Origin of the sequence: Variovorax sp. PBL-E5, assembly GCF_901827185.1 — a bacterium.
In the GTDB taxonomy this organism is placed as follows: domain Bacteria; phylum Pseudomonadota; class Gammaproteobacteria; order Burkholderiales; family Burkholderiaceae_C; genus Variovorax.
The window spans coordinates 95962-117404 of the sequence record NZ_LR594671.1 but is presented as its reverse complement, the minus strand read 5'-3'; the positions used below and the strand labels follow the sequence as shown (position 1 = coordinate 117404).

The 21443-nt window shown below is 67.0% G+C and carries 23 protein-coding genes; 11 read left to right on the top strand and 12 right to left on the bottom strand.

The features are described 5' to 3' along the window. Positions 1-239: 239 nt before the first annotated feature. Positions 240-1118: a DUF5672 family protein gene (locus WDLP6_RS00585; protein WP_162590786.1), complete on the top strand. Its 879-nt coding sequence runs from the start codon at positions 240-242 to the stop codon at positions 1116-1118. 13 nt (positions 1119-1131) lie between these two features. Here WDLP6_RS00585 and WDLP6_RS00580 read toward each other — a convergent pair whose 3' ends face one another. The 7 genes from WDLP6_RS00580 to cyoA form a co-directional block, all read right to left on the bottom strand. Further along, on the bottom strand, positions 1132-1668 hold the full coding sequence (locus WDLP6_RS00580) for a response regulator transcription factor (protein ID WP_197910123.1): 537 nt from the start codon (positions 1666-1668) through the stop codon (positions 1132-1134). After that, on the bottom strand, positions 1658-2959 hold the full coding sequence (locus WDLP6_RS00575; RefSeq protein WP_162590784.1) for an ATP-binding protein: 1302 nt from the start codon (positions 2957-2959) through the stop codon (positions 1658-1660). Before WDLP6_RS00575 ends, WDLP6_RS00580 begins: the two co-directional genes overlap by 11 nt. Then, entirely contained in the window at positions 2956-3744 is a 789-nt protein-coding gene (locus WDLP6_RS00570) for an SURF1 family protein (RefSeq protein ID WP_232076919.1), read from the bottom strand. The genes WDLP6_RS00575 and WDLP6_RS00570 overlap by 4 nt, the downstream gene beginning before the upstream one ends. Next, complete coding sequence (cyoD, locus tag WDLP6_RS00565) at positions 3741-4100, bottom strand: cytochrome o ubiquinol oxidase subunit IV (protein WP_162565250.1); 360 nt, start codon at positions 4098-4100, stop codon at positions 3741-3743. The genes WDLP6_RS00570 and cyoD overlap by 4 nt, the downstream gene beginning before the upstream one ends. Positions 4101-4206: 106 nt before the next feature. Further along, entirely contained in the window at positions 4207-4845 is a 639-nt protein-coding gene (gene cyoC / locus WDLP6_RS00560) for a cytochrome o ubiquinol oxidase subunit III (RefSeq protein WP_162590782.1), read from the bottom strand. Further along, positions 4842-6863 (bottom strand): cytochrome o ubiquinol oxidase subunit I, encoded by a 2022-nt coding sequence (cyoB, locus tag WDLP6_RS00555; protein WP_162565248.1) that lies wholly within the window; start codon positions 6861-6863, stop codon positions 4842-4844. Before cyoB ends, cyoC begins: the two co-directional genes overlap by 4 nt. A 33-nt stretch (positions 6864-6896) precedes the next feature. Beyond that, on the bottom strand, positions 6897-7967 hold the full coding sequence (gene cyoA, locus WDLP6_RS00550) for a ubiquinol oxidase subunit II (RefSeq protein ID WP_162565247.1): 1071 nt from the start codon (positions 7965-7967) through the stop codon (positions 6897-6899). A 160-nt stretch (positions 7968-8127) separates the two neighbouring features. Between cyoA and WDLP6_RS00545 the strand changes: the two genes are divergently transcribed. After that, complete coding sequence (locus tag WDLP6_RS00545) at positions 8128-9465, top strand: MFS transporter (RefSeq protein ID WP_162565246.1); 1338 nt, start codon at positions 8128-8130, stop codon at positions 9463-9465. Positions 9466-9645: 180 nt separating this feature from the next. After that, positions 9646-10113 (top strand): adhesin, encoded by a 468-nt coding sequence (locus tag WDLP6_RS00540; RefSeq protein ID WP_162590781.1) that lies wholly within the window; start codon positions 9646-9648, stop codon positions 10111-10113. Positions 10114-10170: 57 nt separating this feature from the next. On the opposite strand, the gene WDLP6_RS00535 is transcribed toward WDLP6_RS00540, so the two are convergent. Next, complete coding sequence (locus tag WDLP6_RS00535; protein WP_162590780.1) at positions 10171-10953, bottom strand: IclR family transcriptional regulator; 783 nt, start codon at positions 10951-10953, stop codon at positions 10171-10173. A gap of 118 nt (positions 10954-11071) precedes the next feature. Here WDLP6_RS00535 and WDLP6_RS00530 point away from each other — a divergent pair, with 118 nt between their 5' ends. From WDLP6_RS00530 to WDLP6_RS00510, 5 genes are read left to right on the top strand one after another with little or no spacing between them, the layout of a single operon-like run. Next, entirely contained in the window at positions 11072-12634 is a 1563-nt protein-coding gene (locus WDLP6_RS00530) for an AMP-binding protein (protein ID WP_162590779.1), read from the top strand. Positions 12635-12662: 28 nt separating this feature from the next. Then, a complete protein-coding gene (locus tag WDLP6_RS00525; protein WP_162565242.1) occupies positions 12663-13490 on the top strand; it encodes an enoyl-CoA hydratase/isomerase family protein in 828 nt (275 codons plus the stop codon). A 13-nt stretch (positions 13491-13503) separates the two neighbouring features. Next, entirely contained in the window at positions 13504-14277 is a 774-nt protein-coding gene (locus tag WDLP6_RS00520; protein ID WP_162590778.1) for an SDR family oxidoreductase, read from the top strand. 23 nt (positions 14278-14300) lie between these two features. Then, positions 14301-15527 carry an ABC transporter substrate-binding protein gene (locus WDLP6_RS00515; RefSeq protein WP_162590777.1) on the top strand — a complete coding sequence of 409 codons (1227 nt, stop codon included), beginning with the start codon at positions 14301-14303 and terminating at the stop codon, positions 15525-15527. 49 nt (positions 15528-15576) lie between these two features. Continuing rightward, the gene (locus tag WDLP6_RS00510) at positions 15577-16167 is read left to right on the top strand and encodes an ATP-dependent Clp protease proteolytic subunit (RefSeq protein ID WP_162565239.1); all 591 of its coding nucleotides are present in this window, start codon (positions 15577-15579) and stop codon (positions 16165-16167) included. Here the strand turns inward: WDLP6_RS00510 and WDLP6_RS00505 are convergent, their stop codons facing one another. Next, positions 16168-16827: a nitroreductase gene (locus tag WDLP6_RS00505; protein WP_162590776.1), complete on the bottom strand. Its 660-nt coding sequence runs from the start codon at positions 16825-16827 to the stop codon at positions 16168-16170. It abuts the gene before it with no gap. Between the two features lie 130 nt (positions 16828-16957). Here WDLP6_RS00505 and WDLP6_RS00500 point away from each other — a divergent pair, with 130 nt between their 5' ends. Then, on the top strand, positions 16958-17365 hold the full coding sequence (locus WDLP6_RS00500) for an MAPEG family protein (protein WP_162590775.1): 408 nt from the start codon (positions 16958-16960) through the stop codon (positions 17363-17365). A gap of 6 nt (positions 17366-17371) precedes the next feature. On the opposite strand, the gene WDLP6_RS00495 is transcribed toward WDLP6_RS00500, so the two are convergent. After that, positions 17372-18499 (bottom strand): sensor histidine kinase, encoded by a 1128-nt coding sequence (locus tag WDLP6_RS00495; protein WP_162590774.1) that lies wholly within the window; start codon positions 18497-18499, stop codon positions 17372-17374. Positions 18500-18690: 191 nt separating this feature from the next. On the opposite strand from WDLP6_RS00495, the gene WDLP6_RS00490 reads away from it, so the two are divergent. Together WDLP6_RS00490 and ampC are read left to right on the top strand one after the other, a co-directional pair. Beyond that, positions 18691-18906 carry a hypothetical protein gene (locus WDLP6_RS00490; protein ID WP_162590773.1) on the top strand — a complete coding sequence of 72 codons (216 nt, stop codon included), beginning with the start codon at positions 18691-18693 and terminating at the stop codon, positions 18904-18906. 128 nt (positions 18907-19034) lie between these two features. Further along, on the top strand, positions 19035-20135 hold the full coding sequence (ampC, locus tag WDLP6_RS00485) for a class C beta-lactamase (protein ID WP_443083439.1): 1101 nt from the start codon (positions 19035-19037) through the stop codon (positions 20133-20135). Between the two features lie 227 nt (positions 20136-20362). Here ampC and WDLP6_RS00480 read toward each other — a convergent pair whose 3' ends face one another. Further along, positions 20363-20761: a YybH family protein gene (locus tag WDLP6_RS00480; RefSeq protein WP_162590771.1), complete on the bottom strand. Its 399-nt coding sequence runs from the start codon at positions 20759-20761 to the stop codon at positions 20363-20365. Positions 20762-20855: 94 nt separating this feature from the next. Then, positions 20856-21410: a restriction endonuclease gene (locus tag WDLP6_RS00475; protein ID WP_232076918.1), complete on the bottom strand. Its 555-nt coding sequence runs from the start codon at positions 21408-21410 to the stop codon at positions 20856-20858. Between the last annotated feature and the right edge of the window lie 33 nt (positions 21411-21443).

Sequence of the window (21443 nt, the reverse complement as noted above, 5' to 3'; positions counted from 1 at the left end):
CGTGTTGGCGACGCATTGAATGTAAAAATCAATGCCGATCCATCGTGACGATTGCGACAAAAAGCGAGATTCCAGGACCTGCTGGCGCAGTCAGCGACAGCAAATCTCCACTGCACGGCAGTAGCATCGCGCGGTATGACGCCGCGCCTGTGGGAAGACCGTAATGCCAAGGCGCACACGTGCGCCTTCCATCGCGGCGTCTGGCACGCGTTGCGCGCGCTTTCCCGGCTGAGCGAAACATGCACGCGTTCGAGCGCATCACACTGATCTCGGTCACCGGCCTGCCCGACGCTCGCGGCGCGGCGCGCGCACTGCAGCACAGCCTCGCGCAAATGCCCGGCAGCCGCGCCGTGCTGTGCTGCCCGCAGGCGCCCGACGGCCTGGCCGCCGGCATTCGCCACGTCGCCGTGGCGCCCATGAACTACCACGAGTACAGCTGGTTCATGATGTTCGCGCTCTGGCGCGTGGTGCCGACCGAGTTCGCGCTGGTCGTGCAGGACGATGGCTGGGTGATCAACGCGGCCAACTGGAACGACGAGTTTCTCGACTGCGACTACGTCGGGGCACCGATCCACCTGGCTCGCGTCGTCACGCCCGAAGCGTCCTACTGGTCCACGCGCTTCGAGTGGAGCAAGGACTACGGCCGCCCCGGTTGCGTCGTGACGCCAGTTCAGAACGGCGGCTTCAGCCTGCGAAGCCGCCGCTTCATGCGTGCACTCATCGATCATCCCCACATTCGCGTCGAGATCCCGCCGCCCGATACGGTCGAGGGCAATCCGCTCACGATGCACTGGAAGCATCGGCCGCTGCTGGAAGACGTGCAGCTGAGCGGCGTGCTGCGCCCTGCACTCGAAGATGCGGGACTGCGTTTTGCCTCCGTCGATGTCGCGCGCCGCTTCTCCATCGAGCATGCCGGCCCGGCCATCCACCACGGCTGGAATGCGCTGCAACTGTTCGGCCACCATGCCAAGGTGCGCCGACTCGCGAGGCTGTCGCCGCTCACCTTGCGCAGCGAGGTTCCGCTGTCGCAACTGGACCAGTGGTATGGCGAGCGCGAGATCCTCCAGGTGTTCGAGCGGCTCGGCTACACGATCGAATTCGCGCCGGAGCCCTCCTAGCCGATCACGCCGTTCACTTGACCTGCTGCTTGCCCAGCTTGCGCGCCAGTGTGCGCCGATGCATCCCGAGCCGGCGCGCGGTCTCGGAAATATTGAAGCCGGTCTCGGCCAGCATCTCGTGGATGCGCTCCCACTCCAGCGTCTTGATCGAGGTGGAGCGGCTGGTCAGCTCGACCTCGGTGGTTCCCGCCGCACGTCCGAAGGCCGCCTCGATGTCGTCGGTGTTGGAAGGCTTGGCCAGATAGTGGCAGGCGCCGAGCTTGATGGCCTCGACCGCGGTCGCGATGCTGGCGAAGCCGGTCAGCACCACGATCAGCATCTCGGGATCGTGCGCATGCAAGGTCTTGACGCAGGCCAGCCCCGATGCCTCGCCGTTGAGCTTGAGGTCGACCACCGCATAGCCCGGCGAATGCGTGCGCAGGAGCTCCTCGACCTGGTCCAGGTTGGAAGCGCTCATCACCGCATAGCCGCGCCGCTCGAACGAGCGCCCGAGCGTGCGCGCGAAGGCGGCGTCGTCCTCGACGATGAACAGCAGGCGATCAGCTCCCATCTTCTTCATCCTCCTCTTCGAGCGTGATCGCCGCCAGCGGCAGCGTGAGCTGCACCACGGCGCCGCCTTCGGGCCGGTTGCGCGCGGCGACCACGCCGCCCAGCGTGCGTGCCACATTGACGACCAGGAACAGCCCCAGCCCGCCGCCCGGCCGCCCCTTGCTCGACTGGTAGGGCTTGCCGAACTGCGCCAGCATTCCGGGCGCGAAGCCGGCGCCGTCGTCAGCCACCATCAGGGTCAGCGCATCGGCTTCGCGCGCCGCTTCGAGGCGCACCGATCGCCGCGAGGCCTCGCCCGCGTTGTCGAGCAGATTGCCGATCATCTGCTTGAGCGCCGAGTCGGACACCATCGGCAAGTCCGCGCCGAAGCGGTTCTCGTAGACGAAGTCGATGCCGGGATGCCGCACGCGCCAATCCTCGGCCAGCTCGCCGAGAAAAGTGCCGATGGTCGTCTTCGCCGAGGATTCGCCGCGCGCCTCGCCGGCCGACAGCAGGATGCCGCTCACGATGGACTTGCAGCGCAACACCTGGGTCTGCATCTCGCCCACTTCCTGCAGCAGTTCGGGGTTCGACGAGAAGGCCGGCATGCGGCGCCAGTCGCCGAGGATCACGGCCAGCGTGGCCAGCGGCGTGCCGAGCTCGTGCGCCGCGCCCGAGGCCAGCAGGCCCATGCGAACGATGTGCTCTTCCTCGGCCGCGCGCTGGCGCAACGCCGCCAGCCGCGCATCGCGCGCGCGCAGGTTGCGGCCGATGCGCGTGATGAAGATCACCAGCAGCCCCGCGTTGAGCGCGAAGCAGATCAGCATGCCCTGGATGTACGGACTGGCCAGGCCTCGGTAGTGATCGAGCGGCAAGGTCAGCGGCCGCGACAGCAGCGCCAGCCCCGCGAAGCAGGCGCTGGTGACGGCGACCATGGTCCAGGTCGACCAGGCCTCCAACAGCACCGCGCCCAGGATGACCTGCAGCAGATAGAGAAAGGTGAACGGATTCGTCGCGCCGCCGCTCAGATAGAGCTGCGCGGTCAGCATGCCCACGTCCACCAGCAGCGCGAAGAACAGCTCGCCGTTGGTGACCTCGCGATGCGCGCGCCAGCGCAACAGGCTCGCGGCATTGAAGGCGACGAGACAGGCCAGCACCGCCGTCATCGCGCCCAGCGGCAGGCGGATGCCGAAGCCGAAGTGCACGATCGCGATCGTGACGACCTGGCCGACGACCGCGATCCAGCGCAGCTGGATCAGCTGCTGCATGTTCTGCAGGCCGGTGGCGTCGTCGAGGCTCGCGGGCTGGTTCATGGCCGTCCCGCATTCTCGTCGGCATGGCGATGTTGGCGGCCGGTCTCCTCGCGTGCGACGCGCCATGCGGCCAGCGCGGTCATCAGCGCGAGGGCATACCAGGTGATCGCATAGACCAGATGGTTGTTGGGAAAACTGATCACCGTCAGCCCGCCGGCCGGCCAGGTGCGCGGCGCCCCGGCTGCACGTGGCGCCGCGTCGGCGTCGATGAAGAAGGGCGCGACATGGTCGAGCCCGCGCGCGCCGGCAATGGCCTGCACATCGCGCGAATACCAGCGGTTCGCGGCCGGATCGTTGTGGCGCAGAAAGCCGCCGCCAGGCTCCGTCATGCGCAGCAATCCGGTCACGCGCGTCGATGCATCGGCCTCGGCCGCCGCATGTGCCGCCGGCTCGCGCGCTTCGGGCGGAACAAAGCCGCGGTTGACCAGCACCACGCCGCCCTCCTGCATGCGCAGCGGCGTCAGCACCCAGAAGCCGGCGCCGAGCTCGGTGCTCGCCTGCACCAGCGTCTCGCGGTCGTGAAGAAAGATGCCGCTCACGCGCACATGACGGTATTCGTCATGGGCCGCATTCAGCTGCGGCCATTGCGCTGTCCCGGGCGCCGCAACGGCCGGTGCGTGCACGCGCACTTCGACGCGCGCGATCAGGTCCAGCTTCCAGGCCCTGCGCTCCACCTGCCAGGTGCCGAGCGCGACGAAGCCCGCGAAGACCCCCACGGCGCACGTCGCCAGCCCGATCCGGGCGGCCGTGGAACGTGCGGCATGGCGTTGCGACGGCGGCGTCAAGGCATGGACTTCATGTCCTGCGTCGACATCGGCATCATGTTGTGATTGAGGTGGTACATCACCCATAGGGAGCCGCTCAGCGTGATGACGACGAGCACGATCGTGAAGATCAGCGCCAGCAGCGACCACCCGCCTTCCGATCGGGTGTTCATGTGCAGGAAGTAGATCATGTGGACCACGATCTGCACCGCCGCGAAGGCCAGAATCACGATCGCCGTCGTGCTCGACTTGTCGAACACCTTGCCCATCACGAGCCAGAACGGAATCGCGGTCAGGATCACCGACAGCACGAAGCCCGTCATGTAGCCCTTGAGCGTGCTGTGGCTCGCGCCGGCACCATCGTGGTCTGCGTTCATTGCAATTGCTCCATTCCAGGAACACCGCGGAACCGGCTTTGCCGGGCCGCTGGTGTTGCCCCCTGCAAGGGGGTGGGCGGCCACACGAAGTGGGCAAGCCTGGGGGTCATTTCAATGTTCCCATCAGATAGACGAAGGTGAAAACGCCGATCCACACCACGTCCAGGAAGTGCCAGAACATCGACAGGCACATCAGCCGCCGCTTGTTCTCGGCGCTCAGCCCGCGCCGCGCGGTCTGCACCATCAGCGTGATCAGCCAGATGGTGCCGAAGGTCACGTGCAGCCCGTGCGTGCCGACCAGTGTGAAGAACGAGGACAGGAAAGCGCTGCGCTGCGGGCCGGCGCCGTCCTGGATCAGGTGCGTGAACTCGTAGAGCTCGATGCCAAGGAAGGCCGCGCCGAACAGCCCGGTGATTGCCAGCCAGGCCAGCATCGGCTTGAGGCGGTCGCGCTGCATCTCCAGCACCGCGAAGCCATAAGTGATCGACGACAGCAGCAGCATCGAGGTGTTGAGCGCGACCAGCGGCAGCTCGAACAGGTCGGCGCCCGAAGGGCCGGCCGCGTAGTTGCGGCCCAGCACCGCATAGACCGCGAACAGGCAGGCGAAGACCAGGCAGTCGCTCATCAGGTAGAGCCAGAACCCGAGCAGGGTGCCGTTCTCGACGTGATGTTCCTCGATCAGGTAGAAGTGCGGCGCATCCGGCGCCGATGCACCACTCGCGGCGGGAGCCATCACGGCGCTCATGCCCGGCCTCCCGCGGGTTGCAGCGCGGCCAGCTGGCGCGTGCGATGGCCTTCGACGCGCACGACCTCGTCGGCCGGAATGTGGAAGTCGCGCTGGTAGTTGAAGGTGTGGCCGATCGCCACCGCCAGCACGCAGAAGAAGGCGACGCCGGCGATCAGCCACATGTGCCAGATCAGCGCAAAGGCGCACACCGCGCTGAGCATCGCCAGGATGAAGCCCGCACTCGTGTTCTTCGGCATGTGGATCGGGATGAAGCCCGCGAGCGGCCGCACGTAGCCGCGCTTCTTCATGTCCCACCAGGCGTCGCTGTCGTGGATGCGCGGCGTGAAGGCAAAGTTGTACGCGGGCGGCGGCGACGAGGTCGACCACTCGAGCGTGCGCGCGTCCCACGGGTCGCCGGTGGTGTCGCGCAGCGACTCGCGCCGCCGGAAGCTCACCACCAGCTGGATGATGAAGGACAGGATGCCGAGCGCGATCAGGAAGGCGCCGAAGGCCGCAATCTGGAACCAGATCTGCAGCGACGGATCCTCGAAATGGCTCAGGCGCCGCGTGACGCCCATCAGGCCGAGCACGTACAGCGGCATGAAGGCAAGATAGAAGCCGACCAGCCAGAACCAGAACGAGCACTTGCCCCAGAACGGATCGAGCGTGTAGCCGAAGGCCTTCGGGAACCAGTAGGTGATGCCGGCGAAGAGGCCGAAGATCACGCCGCCGATGATCACGTTGTGGAAGTGCGCGATCAGGAACAGGCTGTTGTGCAGCACGAAGTCCGCCGGCGGCACCGCGAGCAGCACGCCGGTCATGCCGCCGATCACGAAGGTGACCATGAAGCCGACCGTCCACAGCATCGGCACCTCGTAGCGGATGCGGCCGCGGTACATGGTGAACAGCCAGTTGAAGATCTTCGCCCCGGTCGGGATCGAGATGATCATCGTCGTGATGCCGAAGAAGGAATTGACGCTCGCACCCGACCCCATGGTGAAGAAGTGGTGCAGCCACACCAGGTACGACAGGATGGTGATGACGATCGTCGCGTACACCATCGACGCATAGCCGAACAGGCGCTTGCCGGCGAAGGTGGACACCACTTCGGAGAACACGCCGAACACCGGCAGCACCAGGATGTAGACCTCGGGGTGGCCCCAGATCCAGATCAGGTTGACGTACATCATGGCGCTGCCGCCGAAGTCGTTCGAAAAGAAGTTGGTGCCGGCGTAGCGGTCCAGCGCCAGCAGCGCGAGCACCGCGGTCAGCACCGGGAAGGCGGCGACGATCAGGATGTTGGTGCACAGCGCGGTCCAGGTGAAGATCGGCATCTTCATCAGGCCCATGCCGGGCGCGCGCATCTTCACGATGGTCGCGATCAGGTTGATGCCCGACAGCAGCGTGCCGATGCCCGCCACCTGCAAGGACCATATATAGTAGTCGACGCCGACGTCCGGGCTGTAGGCGATGCCCGAGAGCGGCGGATAGGCCAGCCAGCCAGTGCGCGCGAACTCGCCGACGAACAGCGACATCATCACCAGCACCGCGCCGCTGACGGTCATCCAGAAGCTGAAGTTGTTGAGGAAGGGAAAGGCCACGTCGCGCGCGCCGATCTGCAGCGGCACGACGAAATTCATCAGCCCCGTGACCAGCGGCATGGCGACGAAGAAGATCATGATCACGCCGTGCGCGGTGAAGATCTGGTCGTAGTGGTGCGGCGGCAGGTAGCCCGTCGAATCGCCGAAGGCCACGGCCTGCTGCAGCCGCATCATGATCGCGTCGGAGAAGCCGCGCAGCAGCATCACCAGGCCGAGAACGATGTACATCACGCCGATCTTCTTGTGGTCGATGCTGGTGAACCACTCGCGCCACAGGTAGCCCCATACGCGGTAGTAGGTCAGCGCGCCGAGGATCGCGATGCCGCCGATGGCGACGGCGATGAAGGTCGCGAGCAGGATCGGCTCGTGGTACGGAATGGCCTCCCAGGTGAGGCGGCCGAAGATCAGCTTTGTGAGGTCGGGATGGTCGAACATCGTGCGTCCGGAATGTGGGGAGCCGTCGCCGGCTCAGTTCGGCCGGCCCGCGGCCAGATACGGCGCGTCGGGCGGATCGTTGACGCTGCACATGGCGGCGACGTAGCTGCGCACGGGTTTCCCGTCGACGCCCAGGCGCGTGCGCATCGCGGGGTCGAGCGACGCGAGGTTGTAGCTGCCCGGCATGCCGAGGCCGCCGTCCTGGTCGATCGCCGCCATGTCCTTCAGGCACATCTTGTTGCTCTCGACGCAGCGGTTGAGGATGGCGTCGTACAGGCCGGGCGCGACGCTGGCGTAGCGGCGCACCGGATCGCGCTCGCTCGGGCGCTCGAGCTGCAGGTAGCCGTTGCGGTTGAGCGTGCCGCCGCCGGCCTTGGCCGACTGCACCCAGCGGTCGAAATCGCCCGCGCTCATGCCGTGGAACTTGAAGTGCATGCCGGAGAAACCCGCGCCGCTGTAGTTGGCCGAGAAGCCCTCGAACTCGCCCGGCTTGTTGATGACCGCGTGCAGCTTGGTTTCCATGCCCGGCATGGCGTAGATCTGGCCGGCGAGCGCCGGGATGAAGAAAGAGTTCATCACCGACGAGGCCGTGATCTTGAACGTGATCGGCCGGTCCACCGGCGCCGCCAGCTCGTTCACCACGGCGATGCCCTGCTCGGGATAGAGGAAGAGCCACTTCCAGTCGAGCGCCACCACCTCGACCACCAGCGGCTTGCTGTCGGCCGGTATCTCGCGCCCGTTGTCCAGCCGCTGCAGCGGACGGTAGGGATCGAGCGTGTGCGTGCTGATCCAGGTCAGCGCGCCGAGCGCGATGATGATCAGCAGCGGTGCGGCCCAGATGACGAGTTCGAGCTGCGTCGAGTGGTCCCAATCGGGCGTGTAGGTGGCTTCGCGGTTGGATTGCCGGTAGCGCCAGGCGAACAGCAGGATCAGCACGATCACCGGCACCACGATCAGCAGCATCAGTCCGGTCGAGATGTAGATCAGGTCGCGCTGCCGGACCGCCATGTCGCCCGACGGATTCAGCAACACCGCGTTACACCCGGCCAGCAGGGCGACGGCCGGGAGCAGGAGCAGTCCGCGAAGGTTCTTGAGCGAAGGCATTGCCGGAAGAAAGAAGAGGTGGGCGTGATCTGGAACATGCAGAATCTACGACCAATGGCACGCAGAAGCTATTGGACGTTTTGTCCTATGGCTAAATTTCGCCAGCGGTGAGAACCTCGGGTGTTCGCATGACACACCACCGGAACCACGAGCACGCATGATGTCCAGCATCAGTCCGCATCCCGCCGAGCCTTCGACGCGTTCGATGGAATCCAACGCGCGGCTCACGACCCCCGACCATTCCGGCGTCGCGCCGGGCGAGATCGCCATCGGCGTGATCATCGGCCGCGCCTCCGAATACTTCGACTACTTCGTCTACGGCATCGCGTCGGTGCTGGTGTTCCCGTCCGTGTTCTTTCCGTTCGAGGAACGGCTCGAAGGCACGCTCTACGCCTTCGTGATCTTCTCCTTCGCCTTCATCGCGCGGCCGCTCGGCTCGGTCGCGTTCATGGCGATCCAGAGCCGCTGGGGGCGCGGCGCCAAACTCACGGTCGCGCTCTTCCTGCTCGGCATCTCGACGGCCGGCATGGCCTTCCTGCCGGGCTATGCCAGCATCGGCTTCGCATCGATCGTGCTGCTGTCGATCCTGCGCTTCTGCCAGGGCATCGCGCTCGGCGGCTCGTGGGACGGCCTGCCCTCGCTGCTGGCGCTCAACGCCCCGGCCAAGCAGCGCGGCTGGTACGCGATGATTCCGCAGCTCGGCGCGCCGATCGGCTTCATCATCGCCAGCGCGCTGTTCCTGTTCCTGCACGCGAACCTGTCGTCGGACGATTTCCTCGACTGGGGCTGGCGTTATCCCTTCTACGTCGCCTTCGCGATCAACGTGGTGGCCCTGTTCGCGCGCCTGCGGCTGGTGGCGACGGACGAATATTCGGAGCTGCTGCGCGAGCGCGGACTCGAACCCTGCGACGTGCGCGAGCTCTTGCGCGCACAGGGCTCGAACCTGTTCATCGGTGCCTTCGCGGCCTTGGCGAGCTATGCGCTGTTTCATCTGGTCACCGTGTTCCCGCTGTCGTGGATCACGCTGTATTCGACGCAGCCGGTCAACGAGGTGCTGGTGGTCCAGATCATCGGCGCAGCGATCGCGATCCCGGCCGTCATCGCGTCCGGCGTGATCGCCGACCGCATCGGGCGGCGCAGCACGCTCGGCATCCTGGCCACGCTGATCGGCGTGTTCAGCGGCTTCGCGCCCTTGCTGATGGATGGCGGCAGAGTGGGACAGGACGCGTTCATCCTGCTGGGTTTCGTGCTGCTGGGGCTTTCCTACGGTCAGGCCGCCGGCGCCGTGACCTCCAACTTCAGCGCCCGCTACCGCTACACCGGCGCGGCGCTCACCTCCGACCTGGCCTGGCTCATCGGCGCGGCCTTCGCGCCGCTGGTGGCGCTCGGGCTCTCGGCGCACTTCGGGCTCGCCTATGTCAGCGTGTACCTGCTGTCGGGTGCGGCCTGCACGCTGGCGGCGCTGCGCCTCAATCGCGCGATGGAAGTGCGCGACTGAGTTCCCCGCGCGGCGCGGCGCCAACGCGCCAGCCCCCCATTTCGCCGACGGCCACCTCCCACAGCCACGCGCGACTGTCGCGCACAAGGCGCACTGCGTCCCGTCCCCTACGGTTCACCGGGAACTGGCCGAAAGCCGGTTCTTCCATCAGTGACCATTCAATGAAAGGGACCGTCACCCATGAAGATGCAGCAACACAAACCCCTCGTTCTCGGCGCCTTGCTCGCAGGCCTGCTCGCCGCAGGCGGGATCGCGAATGCGCAGAACCTCGGCGTGGGCGTGGGCGTGAACGCCGACGTCAATGCCTCGGGCAAGACCAGCGCGGCACCGCAGCAGGGCACCGCAGGCGCCGGCGCACAGACCCACACCGGCGCCAGCGCGGGAACGAGCGGCACGGGCAATGCGGCAGGCGGGCTGGGCAACACGCTCGGCGGCGTGGTCGGCGGTGCCACCGGTGCGGTCGGCGGTGCCACCGGTGCGGTCGGCGGTGCCACCGGTGCGGTCGGCGGTGCGACGAGTGCAGTGGGCGGTGTGACCCACACCGTCGGCGGCACGCTGAACGGCGTGACCGGCGCCGCGGGCTCGCTCGGCGGCGCGGGCGTGAATGGCCAGGCCCAGGGGTCGGGCTCGGTCGGCGTCAAGAAGTAGTCGAGGTCGGCCTCGGCAAGCCCGCAGCGCTCGCGCGTTGCGGGCTTTTTCACGCGCTCACGCCACCGCCCTGGAGCGCGCGAGGCGCTGGTGCTCATAACCCAGCGTGCGCGACAGTCCTTGCGCGGCGCTCTGCAACGCGGCGGCCACGGGCCCGCTCCACCGATGATCGAAGCCGGCCTTGTAGCCCAGCACCGTCATCGTCAGCACCAGGCGCCCGCGGTCGTCGAGCACCGGCGCGGCAAAGGCGCTCATGCCTTCCATGAAGTCGCCGACCGCGCGCGCCATGCCGCGCTCGCGCACCTGCTCGATGCTTTCGGGCGTGTCGGCCGACGGCTCGCGATTCACGGGTGATGCGAGGTAGGCCTTCATCTGCTCGCGCGCCATGAAGGCCGCGAACACGCGCCCCGTGGCCGAGCGGTAGAGCGGAAACACCGAACCCAGCCCGACGTTCACCATCACCGGCCGCGCCGGCTGCTCCCAGCGCACCACCGTCGGCCCGAAGCTGCCCCACACCGACACCGCCACCGTGTGGCCAAGCGCGGCGCACAGGCGCTCGGCCTCGCGCGTGGCGAGCGAGATCGGCTCGATGGTGGCCAGGCACGAGAGGCTGAACTCCAGCGCCACCGAGCCCATGCCGTAGAGCCCCGTCTCCGGGTCCTGCGTGATGAAGCCCGTGCGCAGGAAGCTCACCAGGTAGCGGTGTGCCTTGCTCGGCGAGATGCCGGCCTGCTCGGCGATGTCGGTGATCTTCATCGGGCGGCGGTTGTGGGCCACGATCAGCATCAGATCGAGGCCGTTCTCCACCGATTGCACACCGGCCTGCGCGCGCTTGTCCATGTTCGGGTTCCGGGTTGATTGCTTGCTTCGACCGCGGGATTGTCCGCGGATTGACACGTGCCCGGTACAGCATTTACGCTAAACGAAAACATTTTCCGCATTTCGTAAAGGCACCCGGATGCTGACAGGAGACATGCTGCGCCGCTCGGCGCGCCGATTCCCGGACAAGGCGGCCATCGTCTTTCGCGGCGCGCAGCACACCGAGCGCGTGCCGTACCGCGAGCTCGATGCAGCGGCCGACCGCATCGCGCACGCGCTGCTCGGACTCGGCCTGCCCAAGGGCGCGATCGTGTCGATGCTGTGCCGCAACCTCGCGGCCTACGGCGCCGTGTTCTTCGGCGTCGCGCGCACGGGGCTGGTGCTCAACAACGTCTCGATCCTCTACGCGCCCGACGAGCTGAGCTATGTGCTGAACAAGTCCGAGACGCAGGTGCTGCTGTACGACGTGCAGTTCGCCGACAAGGTAGCGGCGGTGCGCGCGGCCTGCCCCGGCATCCGGCATGTCATCGCGATCGGCGGTGAGCCCGACAGCGGCGCGCTGCCCGGCGCCCTCGCCTTCGACCGCTTCATCGCCGACCAGCCCGCGACGCCGCCCGAGGTGCCGATCGACGAACGCGATGCCTTCTGCATGACCTACACCGGCGGCACCACCGGCCATCCGAAGGGCGTGCTGATGAACCACCGCGCGCGCGCCATCACCGCGCACACCGTGGTGGTCGAAGAGCATCTGGAAGCCGCCGACGTGGTGGCCATCGTGACGCCGCTGTTCCACGTGGCCGCGCTCAACATCATGTTCCAGCCGGCCATGCTGGTCGGTGCCACCACCGTGTTCGTCACGCCCTGGTCGCCCGCGGCCTTCGTCGACGCGGTCGAGGCCGAGCGCATCACCGCCACCTTCATGGTGCCGACGCAGGCCAATGCGCTGGCGATGCTGCCCGGGCTCGAAGCGCGCGATCTGCAGAGCTGGACCAAGCTCTCCTTCGCCGGCGCGCCGATGCCCGACTGGGTGCAGGTCGAGCTGATGCGCCGTCTGCCGCAACTGCGCCTGACGCAGATCTACGGCCAGTCCGAGATGGGCGTGATCGCGGCGCTGCCGTGGCAGCGCGTGCAGGACAAGCTCGGCAGCGTCGGCTGCCAGCCCTACAACGTCGACGTCGCCGTGCTGCGCGCCGACGGCAGCCCGGCCGCGGCCGGCGAGATGGGCGAGGTCGCCTCGCGCGGCGACAACCTGATGATCGGCTACTACGGCGAGCCGGTGCAGACGGCCGAGTTCTTCCGCCTCGGCCACGGCTGGGGGCTGTCGGGCGACATCGGCGTGGTCGATGCCGACGGCTTCATCACGCTGATCGACCGCGCCAAGGACATGCTGATCTCGGGCGGCGAGAACGTCTACCCGAAAGAGATCGAGCAGGTGCTCTACGAACTGCCCGAAGTCGCCGAATGCGCAGTGTTCGGCATCCCCGACGACAAGTGGGGCGAGGTGCCGGCCGCCTACCTGCTGCTCAAGCCCGGCTGCACGCTGAGCGAGGCGCGCGTGGTCGCGCAATGCGAACAGAAGCTGGCGCGGCTCAAGCGGCCGCGGCTGGTGCGCTTCGTCGACGGCTTTCCGAAGACGCCCATCGGCAAGATCCAGAAGAACCTGCTCAAGGAACCGTATTGGCAGGACCGCAAGAAAATCTGAGATTCACGAACCATCCAAGGACCGACACATGGCCAACGAAGCCCCCTACGCGCACTACCACGCGCTGACCCTGAAGCGCCACCCCGGCGGCATCCTCGAGATCGTCATGGGCGCCTCGCAGAGCGCCAACAAGAAGCTCTCGACGGCCGACCACACCCTGCACCGCGAGCTGGCCGGCATCTGGAGCGACATCGACAAGGATCCCGAGACGCGCGTCGCCATCATCCGCGGCGAGGGCAAGGGCTTCTCGGCCGGCGGCGACCTCGGCCTGGTCGAGGACATGGCGAACGACTTCAACGTGCGCGCGCGCGTCTGGCGCGAGGCGCGCGACCTGGTCTACAACGTCATCAACTGCAGCAAGCCCATCGTCTCGGCGATGCACGGACCGGCCGTCGGCGCGGGCCTGGTCGCGGGACTTTTGGCCGACATCTCGATCGCCAGCACCACCGCGCGCATCATCGACGGCCACACGCGCCTGGGCGTCGCGGCCGGCGACCATGCGGCAATCGTCTGGCCGCTGCTGTGCGGCATGGCCAAGGCCAAGTACTACCTGATGCTGTGCGAAGCCGTCTCGGGCGAAGAGGCCGAGCGCATCGGCCTGGTGTCGCTCGCCGTGCCCGAAGACCAGCTCGTGGCCAAGGCCTTCGAAGTGGCGGAGAAACTCGCGCAGGGTTCGCAGACCGCGATCCGCTGGACCAAGTACGCGCTCAACAACTGGCTGCGCCTCGCGGGCCCGACCTTCGACAGCTCGCTCGCGCTCGAGTTCATGGGCTTCTCGGGGCCGGACGTGAAGGAAGGCATCGCCTCGCTGCGCGAGCGGCGCGCGCCGTCCTTCGAGCCCTCCTGCCCGTTCTAGCCAGGGCGCACGCATGGACCTCGGCATCGCAGGACGAACGGCACTGGTGCTCGGCGGCACGCGCGGGCTCGGCTTTGCCTGTGCGCGCGCGCTCGCCGAGGCGGGCGTGCGCGTGATCCTCAACGGCCGCGATGCGCAGCAGGGCGAGACGGCCGCGCATTCGCTGCCCGATGCATGCTTCATCGCCGGCGACATCGGCGACGAGGCGCAGCGCGCCGCATTGATCGACGCGGTGTCGCGCATCGGCGAGCCGTCCATCCTCGTCACCAACGCCGGCGGGCCGCCGGCCGCGCCCTTCGAGGAAACCGCGCTGGCCGCCTGGCGCAGCAGCCACGAGACCAACGTGCTCGGCCCGCTCGAAGTGGTGCGCGCCTTCCTGCCCGCGATGCGCGCGCAGCGCTTCGGCCGCATCCTCAACATCACCTCCTTCGTGGTGAAGGAGCTCTATCCGAACATGGCGCTGTCCAACAGCCTGCGCGTCGGGCTCACCGGTGCGATGGGCTCGCTCGCGCGCGAGGTCGCGCCGCACGGCATCACGGTCAACGGCCTGCTGCCGGGCCTGATGGACACCGGCGCCTTGCAGCGCGTGATCGCCGACCGCATGCGGCGGCTCGCGCTCGACGAAGAGGCGGTGCGCGAAGAGATGGCCAGGAGCATTCCGATGCAGCGCCTCGGCACGGCCGAGGACTTCGGTGCGCTGTGCGCCTTTCTCGCCTCGGTGCATGCGAGCTACATCACGGGCCAGAACATCTGCGTCGACGGCGGGCTGACCCGCAACGTGATCTGACACCACCCGAAGAAGGAGACATCATGCAAAGACTTCCATGGCGCACGGGCGCGATCGGCCTCGCAGTGCTCGCGCTCGCCGCGGCCGCGCAGGCGCAGGGCGACGCGATTTCCGATGGCGTGGTCCGCATCGGCGTCAGCACCGACATGAGCGGCGTGCTGTCGGAGCTCTCGGGCCGCGGCTCGGTGATGGCGGTGAAGATGGCCGTCGAGGACTTCGGCGGCCAGGTGCTCGGCCGGCCGATCGAGGTGCTCGAACTCGACCACCAGAACAAGGCCGACATCGCGGCCAACAAGGCGCGCGAATGGTTCGACGTGCAGAAGGTCGACATGATCACCGACCTCACCAACTCGGCGGTCGCGCTCGCCGTGTCGGACATGGCGAAGCAGAAGAACCGCATCGCGATCATCAACGGCGCGGGTTCGACGCGCCTGACCAACGACAGCTGCAGCCCCAACAGCGTCCACTACGCGTGGGACACCTACGCGATGGCCAACGGCACGGCCAAGGCGATCGTCAAGAACGGCGGCAACACCTGGTATTTCCTCACCGCCGACTATGCCTTCGGCCAGCAGATCGAGCGCGACGTGACCGAGGTCGTGGTGGCGTCGGGCGGCAAGGTCGTCGGCACCTCGCGCCATCCGTTCAACGCGAGCGATTTCTCGTCCTTCATGCTGGCGGCCAAGTCCTCGGGCGCAAAGATCATCGGGCTGGCCAATGGCGGCAGCGACACCATCAATGCGATCAAGTCGGCGCAGGAATTCGGCATCGATCCGGCCAAGCAGAACCTCGCCGGGCTCGCGGTGTTCATCACCGACATCCACGGCGTCGGCCTCAAGGCCGCCCAGGGCGTGATGCTGACCGAGGCCTTCTACTGGGACAGCAACGACGAGACGCGCAAATGGTCGCGCCGCTACTTCGACCGCATGAAGAAGATGCCGACCGCGATCCAGGCCGCCAACTACTCGTCGACGATGCACTACCTGCGCGCCATCAAGGACGCCGGCACCGATGCGCCGCAGGCCGTGATGGCGAAGATGAAGGCCACGCCGATCAACGACTTCTTCGCCAAGAACGGCCGCATCCGCGAGGACGGCCGCATGGTGCACGACATGTACCTGGAGCAGGTGAAGACGCCCGCCGAATCGAAGTACCCGTGGGACTACTACAAGCGGCTCGCGACCATTCCCGCGAACGAGGCCTTCCAGCCGCTGGAGAAGTCGGGGTGCTCGCTGGTGAAGAAAAGCTGACGAGGCGCAACCGGTTCATCATGGCAACTTCATCACAAGGACCGTCCCCATGGAAACCCCAGACCCCACCCCCGCAAGCACCGCCGAGCCGCGCAACTCCTACCTCGAAGAGAAAGCCTTCAAGTCACGCACCCTGCTGATCTTCGGCGCCATCACCGACGTGTCGGCCGCCGACGTGACGCGACGGCTCATCGCGCTCGATGCCGACAGCAGCGCGCCGATCGACATCCTGGTGAGCTCGCCCGGCGGCCATCTCGAATCGGGCGATGCGATCCACGACATCGTGCGCTTCATCGCTGCGCCGGTGAACATGATCGGCACCGGCTGGGTCGGCAGCGCCGCCACGCACCTCTACCTCGCCGCGCCGCGCGAGCGCCGCTTCTGCCTGCCCAACACGCGCTTCCTGATCCACCAGCCCAGCGGCGGCGCAGGCGGCCAGGCCACCGACATCGCGATCCATGCGCGCGAGATCATCAAGGCGCGCGAACGCATCGCGCAGACGATCGCGCGCGAGACCGGCAAGTCCATGGATGTCGTGCTCGCCGACATCGAGCGCGACCGCTGGATGTCGGCCGAGGAAGCGATCGAGTACGGGCTGGTGTCGCGCATCATCCAAAGAAAGAGCGAGCTGCACGGCTAGCTAGAACCCGATCATCTCGCCCCAGCTTTCGAACGGATCGCGTCGCGCGCGCAGCCGGTTGATCGGCGCGGTTTCGTCGCGCCAGCCGAGCGCGATGCCGGCGAAGAGCATGAGCTCGGGCGGCAGCTTCAGAAACGCCGAGACGGGCTTCGACCGGTTGGCCCAGTATTCCTGCGGACAGGTGTCGAGCCCGCGCTCGACGGCCAGCAGCATCACCGTCTGCATGTAGATGCCGAGGTCGGCCCATTGCGGCGGCCCGAGCCCGCGGTCGATGCACACGAAGATGCCGACCGGCGCGCCGAAGAACTCGGCGTTGCGGCCCATCTGCTGAAGGCGCTCGGCCTTGTGCTCGCGCGCGATGCCGATGGTCGCGTAGAGGTCCTCGGCATTCTGGAAGCGGCGCGTGCGGAAAGGCTCCCACAGGTTCGGCGGATAGATCGCGTACTCGGGCTCCGCCTGCGGCGGCTCGGCGGCGATCAGCGCCTTGAGCTGGGCCAGCGGCTCGCCGGTCAGCGCGAACACGCGCCACGGCTGCAGGTTGCCGCCCGACGGCGCGCGCGATGCGCGCTCCAGGATGTCGCGCACGAGATCGGCCGACGGCGCCTCGGGCTTGAAACGGCGGATGGAGACGCGCTGCTCGACCGCATGGGACACATTCATCTTTTCGATTCCTTGACGCTGCGTCATCCGTGCGCGCAGCGCGACGATGGTAGCCCGACCGCATCCTTTTGGCCGCGCCGAACGTCCTCGGAGTAACGTTGCGCGTCCCCACCCACCTGGAGAAGACACCATGAAGACCGAACTGTTCTACCTGCTGCTGAGCGCCATCCTGACCGGCGCGCTCTGGATCCCCGTCGTGATCGGCTACGTGACCTCGCGCGGACCCTTGACGCCCGAGACCTACAAGGTCGCGCCGACCGTGCCGCTGCCGGCCTGGGTCAACCGCGCCAACCGCGCGCACCAGAACGCGCTCGAGAACCTCGCGCCCTTCGCGGCAGTGGTGCTGGTCGCGCAGGCGGCGGGCATTTCGACCCCCGCGACCGCGACCTGCGCCATCGTCTACTTCTATGCGCGCCTCGCGCATGCGGTGGTGCACATCAGCGGCTTCGGGCTCTTCATGGCGCGGACGATGCTGTTCACCATCGGCTGGGTCGCGTTCATCGTCTTCGCGGTGACGGTGCTGCGGCGCGCCTTCTGAGGCTCATCAGGCCGCGCGCGGCAGCGTCATCGTGAAGCGCGTGGCGCCTTCGGTCGACACCGCGTGCACTTCGCCGCCGTGGGCGCGCGCGATCTCGCGCACGATGAAGAGGCCGAGCCCGAGGTTGGCGCGGTTCGCGAAGTTCTCCGCCGGCTCCTCGTTGCCGCGGCGCAGCGGCTCGAAGAGATCGTTCAAGGTCTCGCCCGGAATCGGCGAGCCGCTGTTCTCGACCGACAGGCTCACCTTGTCGCCGGCCCCCGCGAGCTGGACGCGCACCACGGTGCCGGGCGTGCAATAGCGCGCTGCATTGGTCACCAGATTGCCGAGCACTTCGCGCACGCGCGAGGCGTCGAAGCTGCCCCTGGTATCGCCTTCGACCTCGAACGCGATCGGGCAGTCCGGCAACGCCGCGCGAAGCACGTCGAGCTCGTCGGCGCACGCGGCTTCGAGGTCCACCGGCGCGCGGCGGATCGCCATGCCCAGGCCGAGCGATGCGCGGCTGAAATCGAGCAGGTCGTCCAGCAAGCCCTTCATGCGCCTGCCGCTCTGGATCAGGCGCAGCGTGTGCGTGCTGAGCGGCGCCGCGGTCGTCATCCGCGAGAGCAATTCGGAGGTCAGCAGGATCGCATTGAGCGGGCCACGCAGATCGTGGCCCAGCACGCCCAGGAACACATGGCGCCAGCGGTCGACCTCCGCTGTGTAGAAGGTCACCGACTCGGCCACTGCCTGGTCGATGGCCTCGTTGAAGCGCACGATGTCGTCGTGCGCCGCATCGCCCAGCGGCTCGCTCGCATTCATCCACAGGCGCAGCACGGTGGCGCGCAGCACCCGGTATTCGCCCACCATCTGCTGGATGTCGAAGCCGCTCTTGGCGCGCAGCAGCGCATGCGTCTGCGCCGCCGTCTCGGGCGCGCCGTGCAGCGCGGACTTCCTGCCCAGCGACTTCAGCATCTGCTCCTCGGCCGTCTGCGGAAGCCGCAGGTCCGCCGCGACCGCATGCAGGATCATCGGAATGTGATCGCGCAGGCCTTCGGGATCGAGATGCGCCGCCGCCGGCAGCAGGGTCTGCGCGAAGTCTTCCGACGCCGCGACGATCGCGTCGACGTTGTGGTCAATGAAATCTGCGAGCCGCATGAAATCCAATCTCCTGGTTTGAAGGCCATGGTAGCCCTGCCGCACGCCAGGCGGGTGCATGAAAAGACCTACAAGCGACAGGGCGCGACACTGACCCGGATCGACGAGCGCCCGATCTAGCTTGCAGCTTCGGGCGTCGTGCTTGCGCTCATCCCACTTCACAACCCGCGATTCGAAACAAGGAATCCACCATGGCAGCCAACGCACAAGTGACGGGCAAGGTCGAATACCGCGCGGGCGACGGGCCGATGCTGCGCATTCCCGAAGGACCGATCGAAGTCGAGATGGCCGCCGACAGCGCGGTGCTCAGCTGGGGCGACGAGGGGCGCATCCAATCGACAGCCATTCCGCTGCTGGAGTACCGGCGCTTCGTGGACGAGGGGATGATCATCGAGACGCGCGGCTGAGAAAGCTGCGCCGGACGGCTGCGACGTCCTGGTAACGTTGCGCCCCTCCCCCATCCCGTGACAAGCGCATGCGCCCGACCCAGAAACAACTGTTGAAGATCCTTTGCCTCGTGTGCGTGGCGCCGACGATGATGAGCCATGCGTTGGCGAAGGACACGACTCCCGATCCCGCTGCTGCAAACGTCCGGGAGGCGGTCGCACAAGTCATGCACGCGTACAACGTGCCCGGCATGGCCATCGCAGTGACACGCCATGGCCGGCAGACCTTCTACAACTTCGGCGTCGCCTCCAAGGCGACGCGCGATGCGGTCACCCCCGACACGATCTTCGAGATCGGCTCGATCAGCAAGACCTTCACCGCAACGCTGGCGACCTATGCCCAAGCCCTCGGACGGCTGTCGTTGAACGACAGCCCGGCCCGCTACATCCCCGAACTGCGTCACACCAACCTGGACAAGGTGACCCTGATCCATCTCGGCACGCACACCGCCGGGGGCTTCCCGCTGCAGGTGCCCGACGAGATCAGCAGCCAGGAACAGCTGATGAGCTACTTCGAAGCATGGCAGCCGAAGTACGCCGCGGGATCGGCCCGCACTTACGCGAACCCCAGCATCGGGCTGTTGGGCATGGTCGCGGCCAAGGCCATGGACTTGCCCTTCAAGACGGCCATGGAAGCCCGGCTCTTTCCTCGGCTCGGATTGCATGACAGCTACATCGACGTCCCGGCCACCAGGATGGCCAGCTATGCACAGGGTTACGACAAGGCCGACGTCCCGGTTCGCGTGAACCCGGGACCCCTCGCGGCCGAGGCCTATGGCGTGAAGACGACGGCCAGGGATCTCATCCACTTCATCGAGATCAACATCGATCCGTCCCACGTCGACGACGACATGCGGCGTGCCGTGCGAGCCACGCGCATCGGCTATTTCAAGTTGAACGCGATGACCCAGGACCTCATCTGGGAGCAATACGACGAACCCGCCCGGCTGCCCGATCTGCTCGATGGCAACTCGAACGAGGTCGCGTTGCAGACCCATCCCGTGGCGACCCTCGCCCCACCCCGCCCCGCCGCACAGGCGGTCTGGGTGAACAAGACCGGGTCGACCAATGGATTCGGCGCTTACCTCGCTTTCCGGCCGGCGCAGCAAACAGGCATCGTCATCCTTGCCAACAAGAACTTTCCTAACGAGGCGCGGGTGCGCCTGGCTTATCGGATCCTGGGGCGCTGAATGATCGGCGAAACAAAGGCAGACGCCTTGTAGTCGTCGATCGCGGATCTTCGCGCCCGGTGCCAGGCGCTCGCCCTTCGCGCGGTGGCGGCGCAGCGTCTGGGGATTCGCGTCGCCCGATGCTTCGACAAGACGCCGAGTGCTGAGCTGCCCGTGCTTGCGTACGGACGCGAGGTTCTCGGCATCGAGAAGATGGTAGACGACGACGAGGGGACGTCGCTTCGAGTTCATCGCGCCGGCACCGGCGCCAGCAGGTTCGCGTCGCGCGCGAGCAGCCATTGGCCTTGCTGCTTGCGCAGGATCGTCAGCGTGTGCCCGGCACGCGTCGCGGCGGGCGAGCCATCCTGCGGCGTGACGACGACCTTCAACCGAGTCCACATGAACGCCCAATCGCCCATCACCTGGATCTCCTGGATCTCGCTCGTGCCGTCGATGCGCGGCGCGCCCTGCGCCGACTGCGCCTTGGCGGCGGCTGCGAAGTCGGGCTTGCGCATCACGGGCTGGCCGGGGATCAGGAAGATGGCGTCGTCGGTCATGAGGGACAGGACCTTGGCGGTGTCGCCGGATTTTGTGGCGGAGAGCCAGGTGGAGACCAAGTCGCGGATTTGGGATTCGTCGGGGTGCATGTTGGGCTTCACTTGGTTGATGGCGTGGCCGTGTGGATGGCGCGGCCCGCGTTGAACGCATGGGCTAAGTATTCGCCTTTCCAGGCGCAGCTTGTCAAGCGCGATCCGCGACTGCCTGTCGGCATTGCGCGGCGACCTTGTATGCCCGCCATTGCTTGCATTGCACCAGGTGCTTCTCGCCGCCCTTGCACAAGACGAGGTCGATCCCGCCGTCGGCACCGCCGCCGCCCGTCTCGACCACGCTGAAGCCCTTGAGCCTGAAGCCCTCGCCGACGAGCAGCTCGAATTCGCGCCAGCTCATGCCATCGAGCACATCCGCGGTCTTGCCCGCGTTCACGTTGTCCGCCAGCGCCTTGCGTTGATGGCGTCGCCATGCCGAAGCCGCCGCGCCCACGAGGCAGAAGAAGGGCAATGCAAACTGGCCTGCGTACACGAACATGTGCAGGAGGCCGGTGTTCATCGTGAGCTGGGCGGCGATGACCGCAGCCAGTCGCGCGTCCCACGCATGCAGCACCACGTAGCTGATGATCGCCAGCAACACGCCGGCCCACCACGGCAGCATCGAGATCAGTTCGATGAAGTCTTCGGCGGTGTTTGTTCTTTTTCGTCTTGCGATGGGCTGAGTCTCCTCGTCGGCGACTCTAGCCATGCACTTCTCTGCCGCAGTGGTTGACTCAAGGAC

Bases quoted from the DNA above. Each gene is read 5' to 3' on its own strand.
- WDLP6_RS00585 (WP_162590786.1), top strand. From the start codon at position 240: ATGCACGCGTTCGAGCGCATCACACTGATCTCGGTCACCGGCCTGCCC.
- WDLP6_RS00580 (WP_197910123.1), bottom strand. From the start codon at position 1,668: ATGGGAGCTGATCGCCTGCTGTTCATCGTCGAGGACGACGCCGCCTTC.
- WDLP6_RS00575 (WP_162590784.1), bottom strand. From the start codon at position 2,959: ATGAACCAGCCCGCGAGCCTCGACGACGCCACCGGCCTGCAGAACATG.
- cyoD (WP_162565250.1), bottom strand. From the start codon at position 4,100: ATGAACGCAGACCACGATGGTGCCGGCGCGAGCCACAGCACGCTCAAG.
- cyoC (WP_162590782.1), bottom strand. From the start codon at position 4,845: ATGAGCGCCGTGATGGCTCCCGCCGCGAGTGGTGCATCGGCGCCGGAT.
- cyoB (WP_162565248.1), bottom strand. From the start codon at position 6,863: ATGTTCGACCATCCCGACCTCACAAAGCTGATCTTCGGCCGCCTCACC.
- cyoA (WP_162565247.1), bottom strand. From the start codon at position 7,967: ATGCCTTCGCTCAAGAACCTTCGCGGACTGCTCCTGCTCCCGGCCGTC.
- WDLP6_RS00545 (WP_162565246.1), top strand. From the start codon at position 8,128: ATGTCCAGCATCAGTCCGCATCCCGCCGAGCCTTCGACGCGTTCGATG.
- WDLP6_RS00540 (WP_162590781.1), top strand. From the start codon at position 9,646: ATGAAGATGCAGCAACACAAACCCCTCGTTCTCGGCGCCTTGCTCGCA.
- WDLP6_RS00535 (WP_162590780.1), bottom strand. From the start codon at position 10,953: ATGGACAAGCGCGCGCAGGCCGGTGTGCAATCGGTGGAGAACGGCCTC.
- WDLP6_RS00530 (WP_162590779.1), top strand. From the start codon at position 11,072: ATGCTGACAGGAGACATGCTGCGCCGCTCGGCGCGCCGATTCCCGGAC.
- WDLP6_RS00525 (WP_162565242.1), top strand. From the start codon at position 12,663: ATGGCCAACGAAGCCCCCTACGCGCACTACCACGCGCTGACCCTGAAG.
- WDLP6_RS00520 (WP_162590778.1), top strand. From the start codon at position 13,504: ATGGACCTCGGCATCGCAGGACGAACGGCACTGGTGCTCGGCGGCACG.
- WDLP6_RS00515 (WP_162590777.1), top strand. From the start codon at position 14,301: ATGCAAAGACTTCCATGGCGCACGGGCGCGATCGGCCTCGCAGTGCTC.
- WDLP6_RS00510 (WP_162565239.1), top strand. From the start codon at position 15,577: ATGGAAACCCCAGACCCCACCCCCGCAAGCACCGCCGAGCCGCGCAAC.
- WDLP6_RS00505 (WP_162590776.1), bottom strand. From the start codon at position 16,827: ATGAATGTGTCCCATGCGGTCGAGCAGCGCGTCTCCATCCGCCGTTTC.
- WDLP6_RS00500 (WP_162590775.1), top strand. From the start codon at position 16,958: ATGAAGACCGAACTGTTCTACCTGCTGCTGAGCGCCATCCTGACCGGC.
- WDLP6_RS00495 (WP_162590774.1), bottom strand. From the start codon at position 18,499: ATGCGGCTCGCAGATTTCATTGACCACAACGTCGACGCGATCGTCGCG.
- WDLP6_RS00490 (WP_162590773.1), top strand. From the start codon at position 18,691: ATGGCAGCCAACGCACAAGTGACGGGCAAGGTCGAATACCGCGCGGGC.
- ampC (WP_443083439.1), top strand. From the start codon at position 19,035: ATGATGAGCCATGCGTTGGCGAAGGACACGACTCCCGATCCCGCTGCT.
- WDLP6_RS00480 (WP_162590771.1), bottom strand. From the start codon at position 20,761: ATGCACCCCGACGAATCCCAAATCCGCGACTTGGTCTCCACCTGGCTC.
- WDLP6_RS00475 (WP_232076918.1), bottom strand. From the start codon at position 21,410: ATGGCTAGAGTCGCCGACGAGGAGACTCAGCCCATCGCAAGACGAAAA.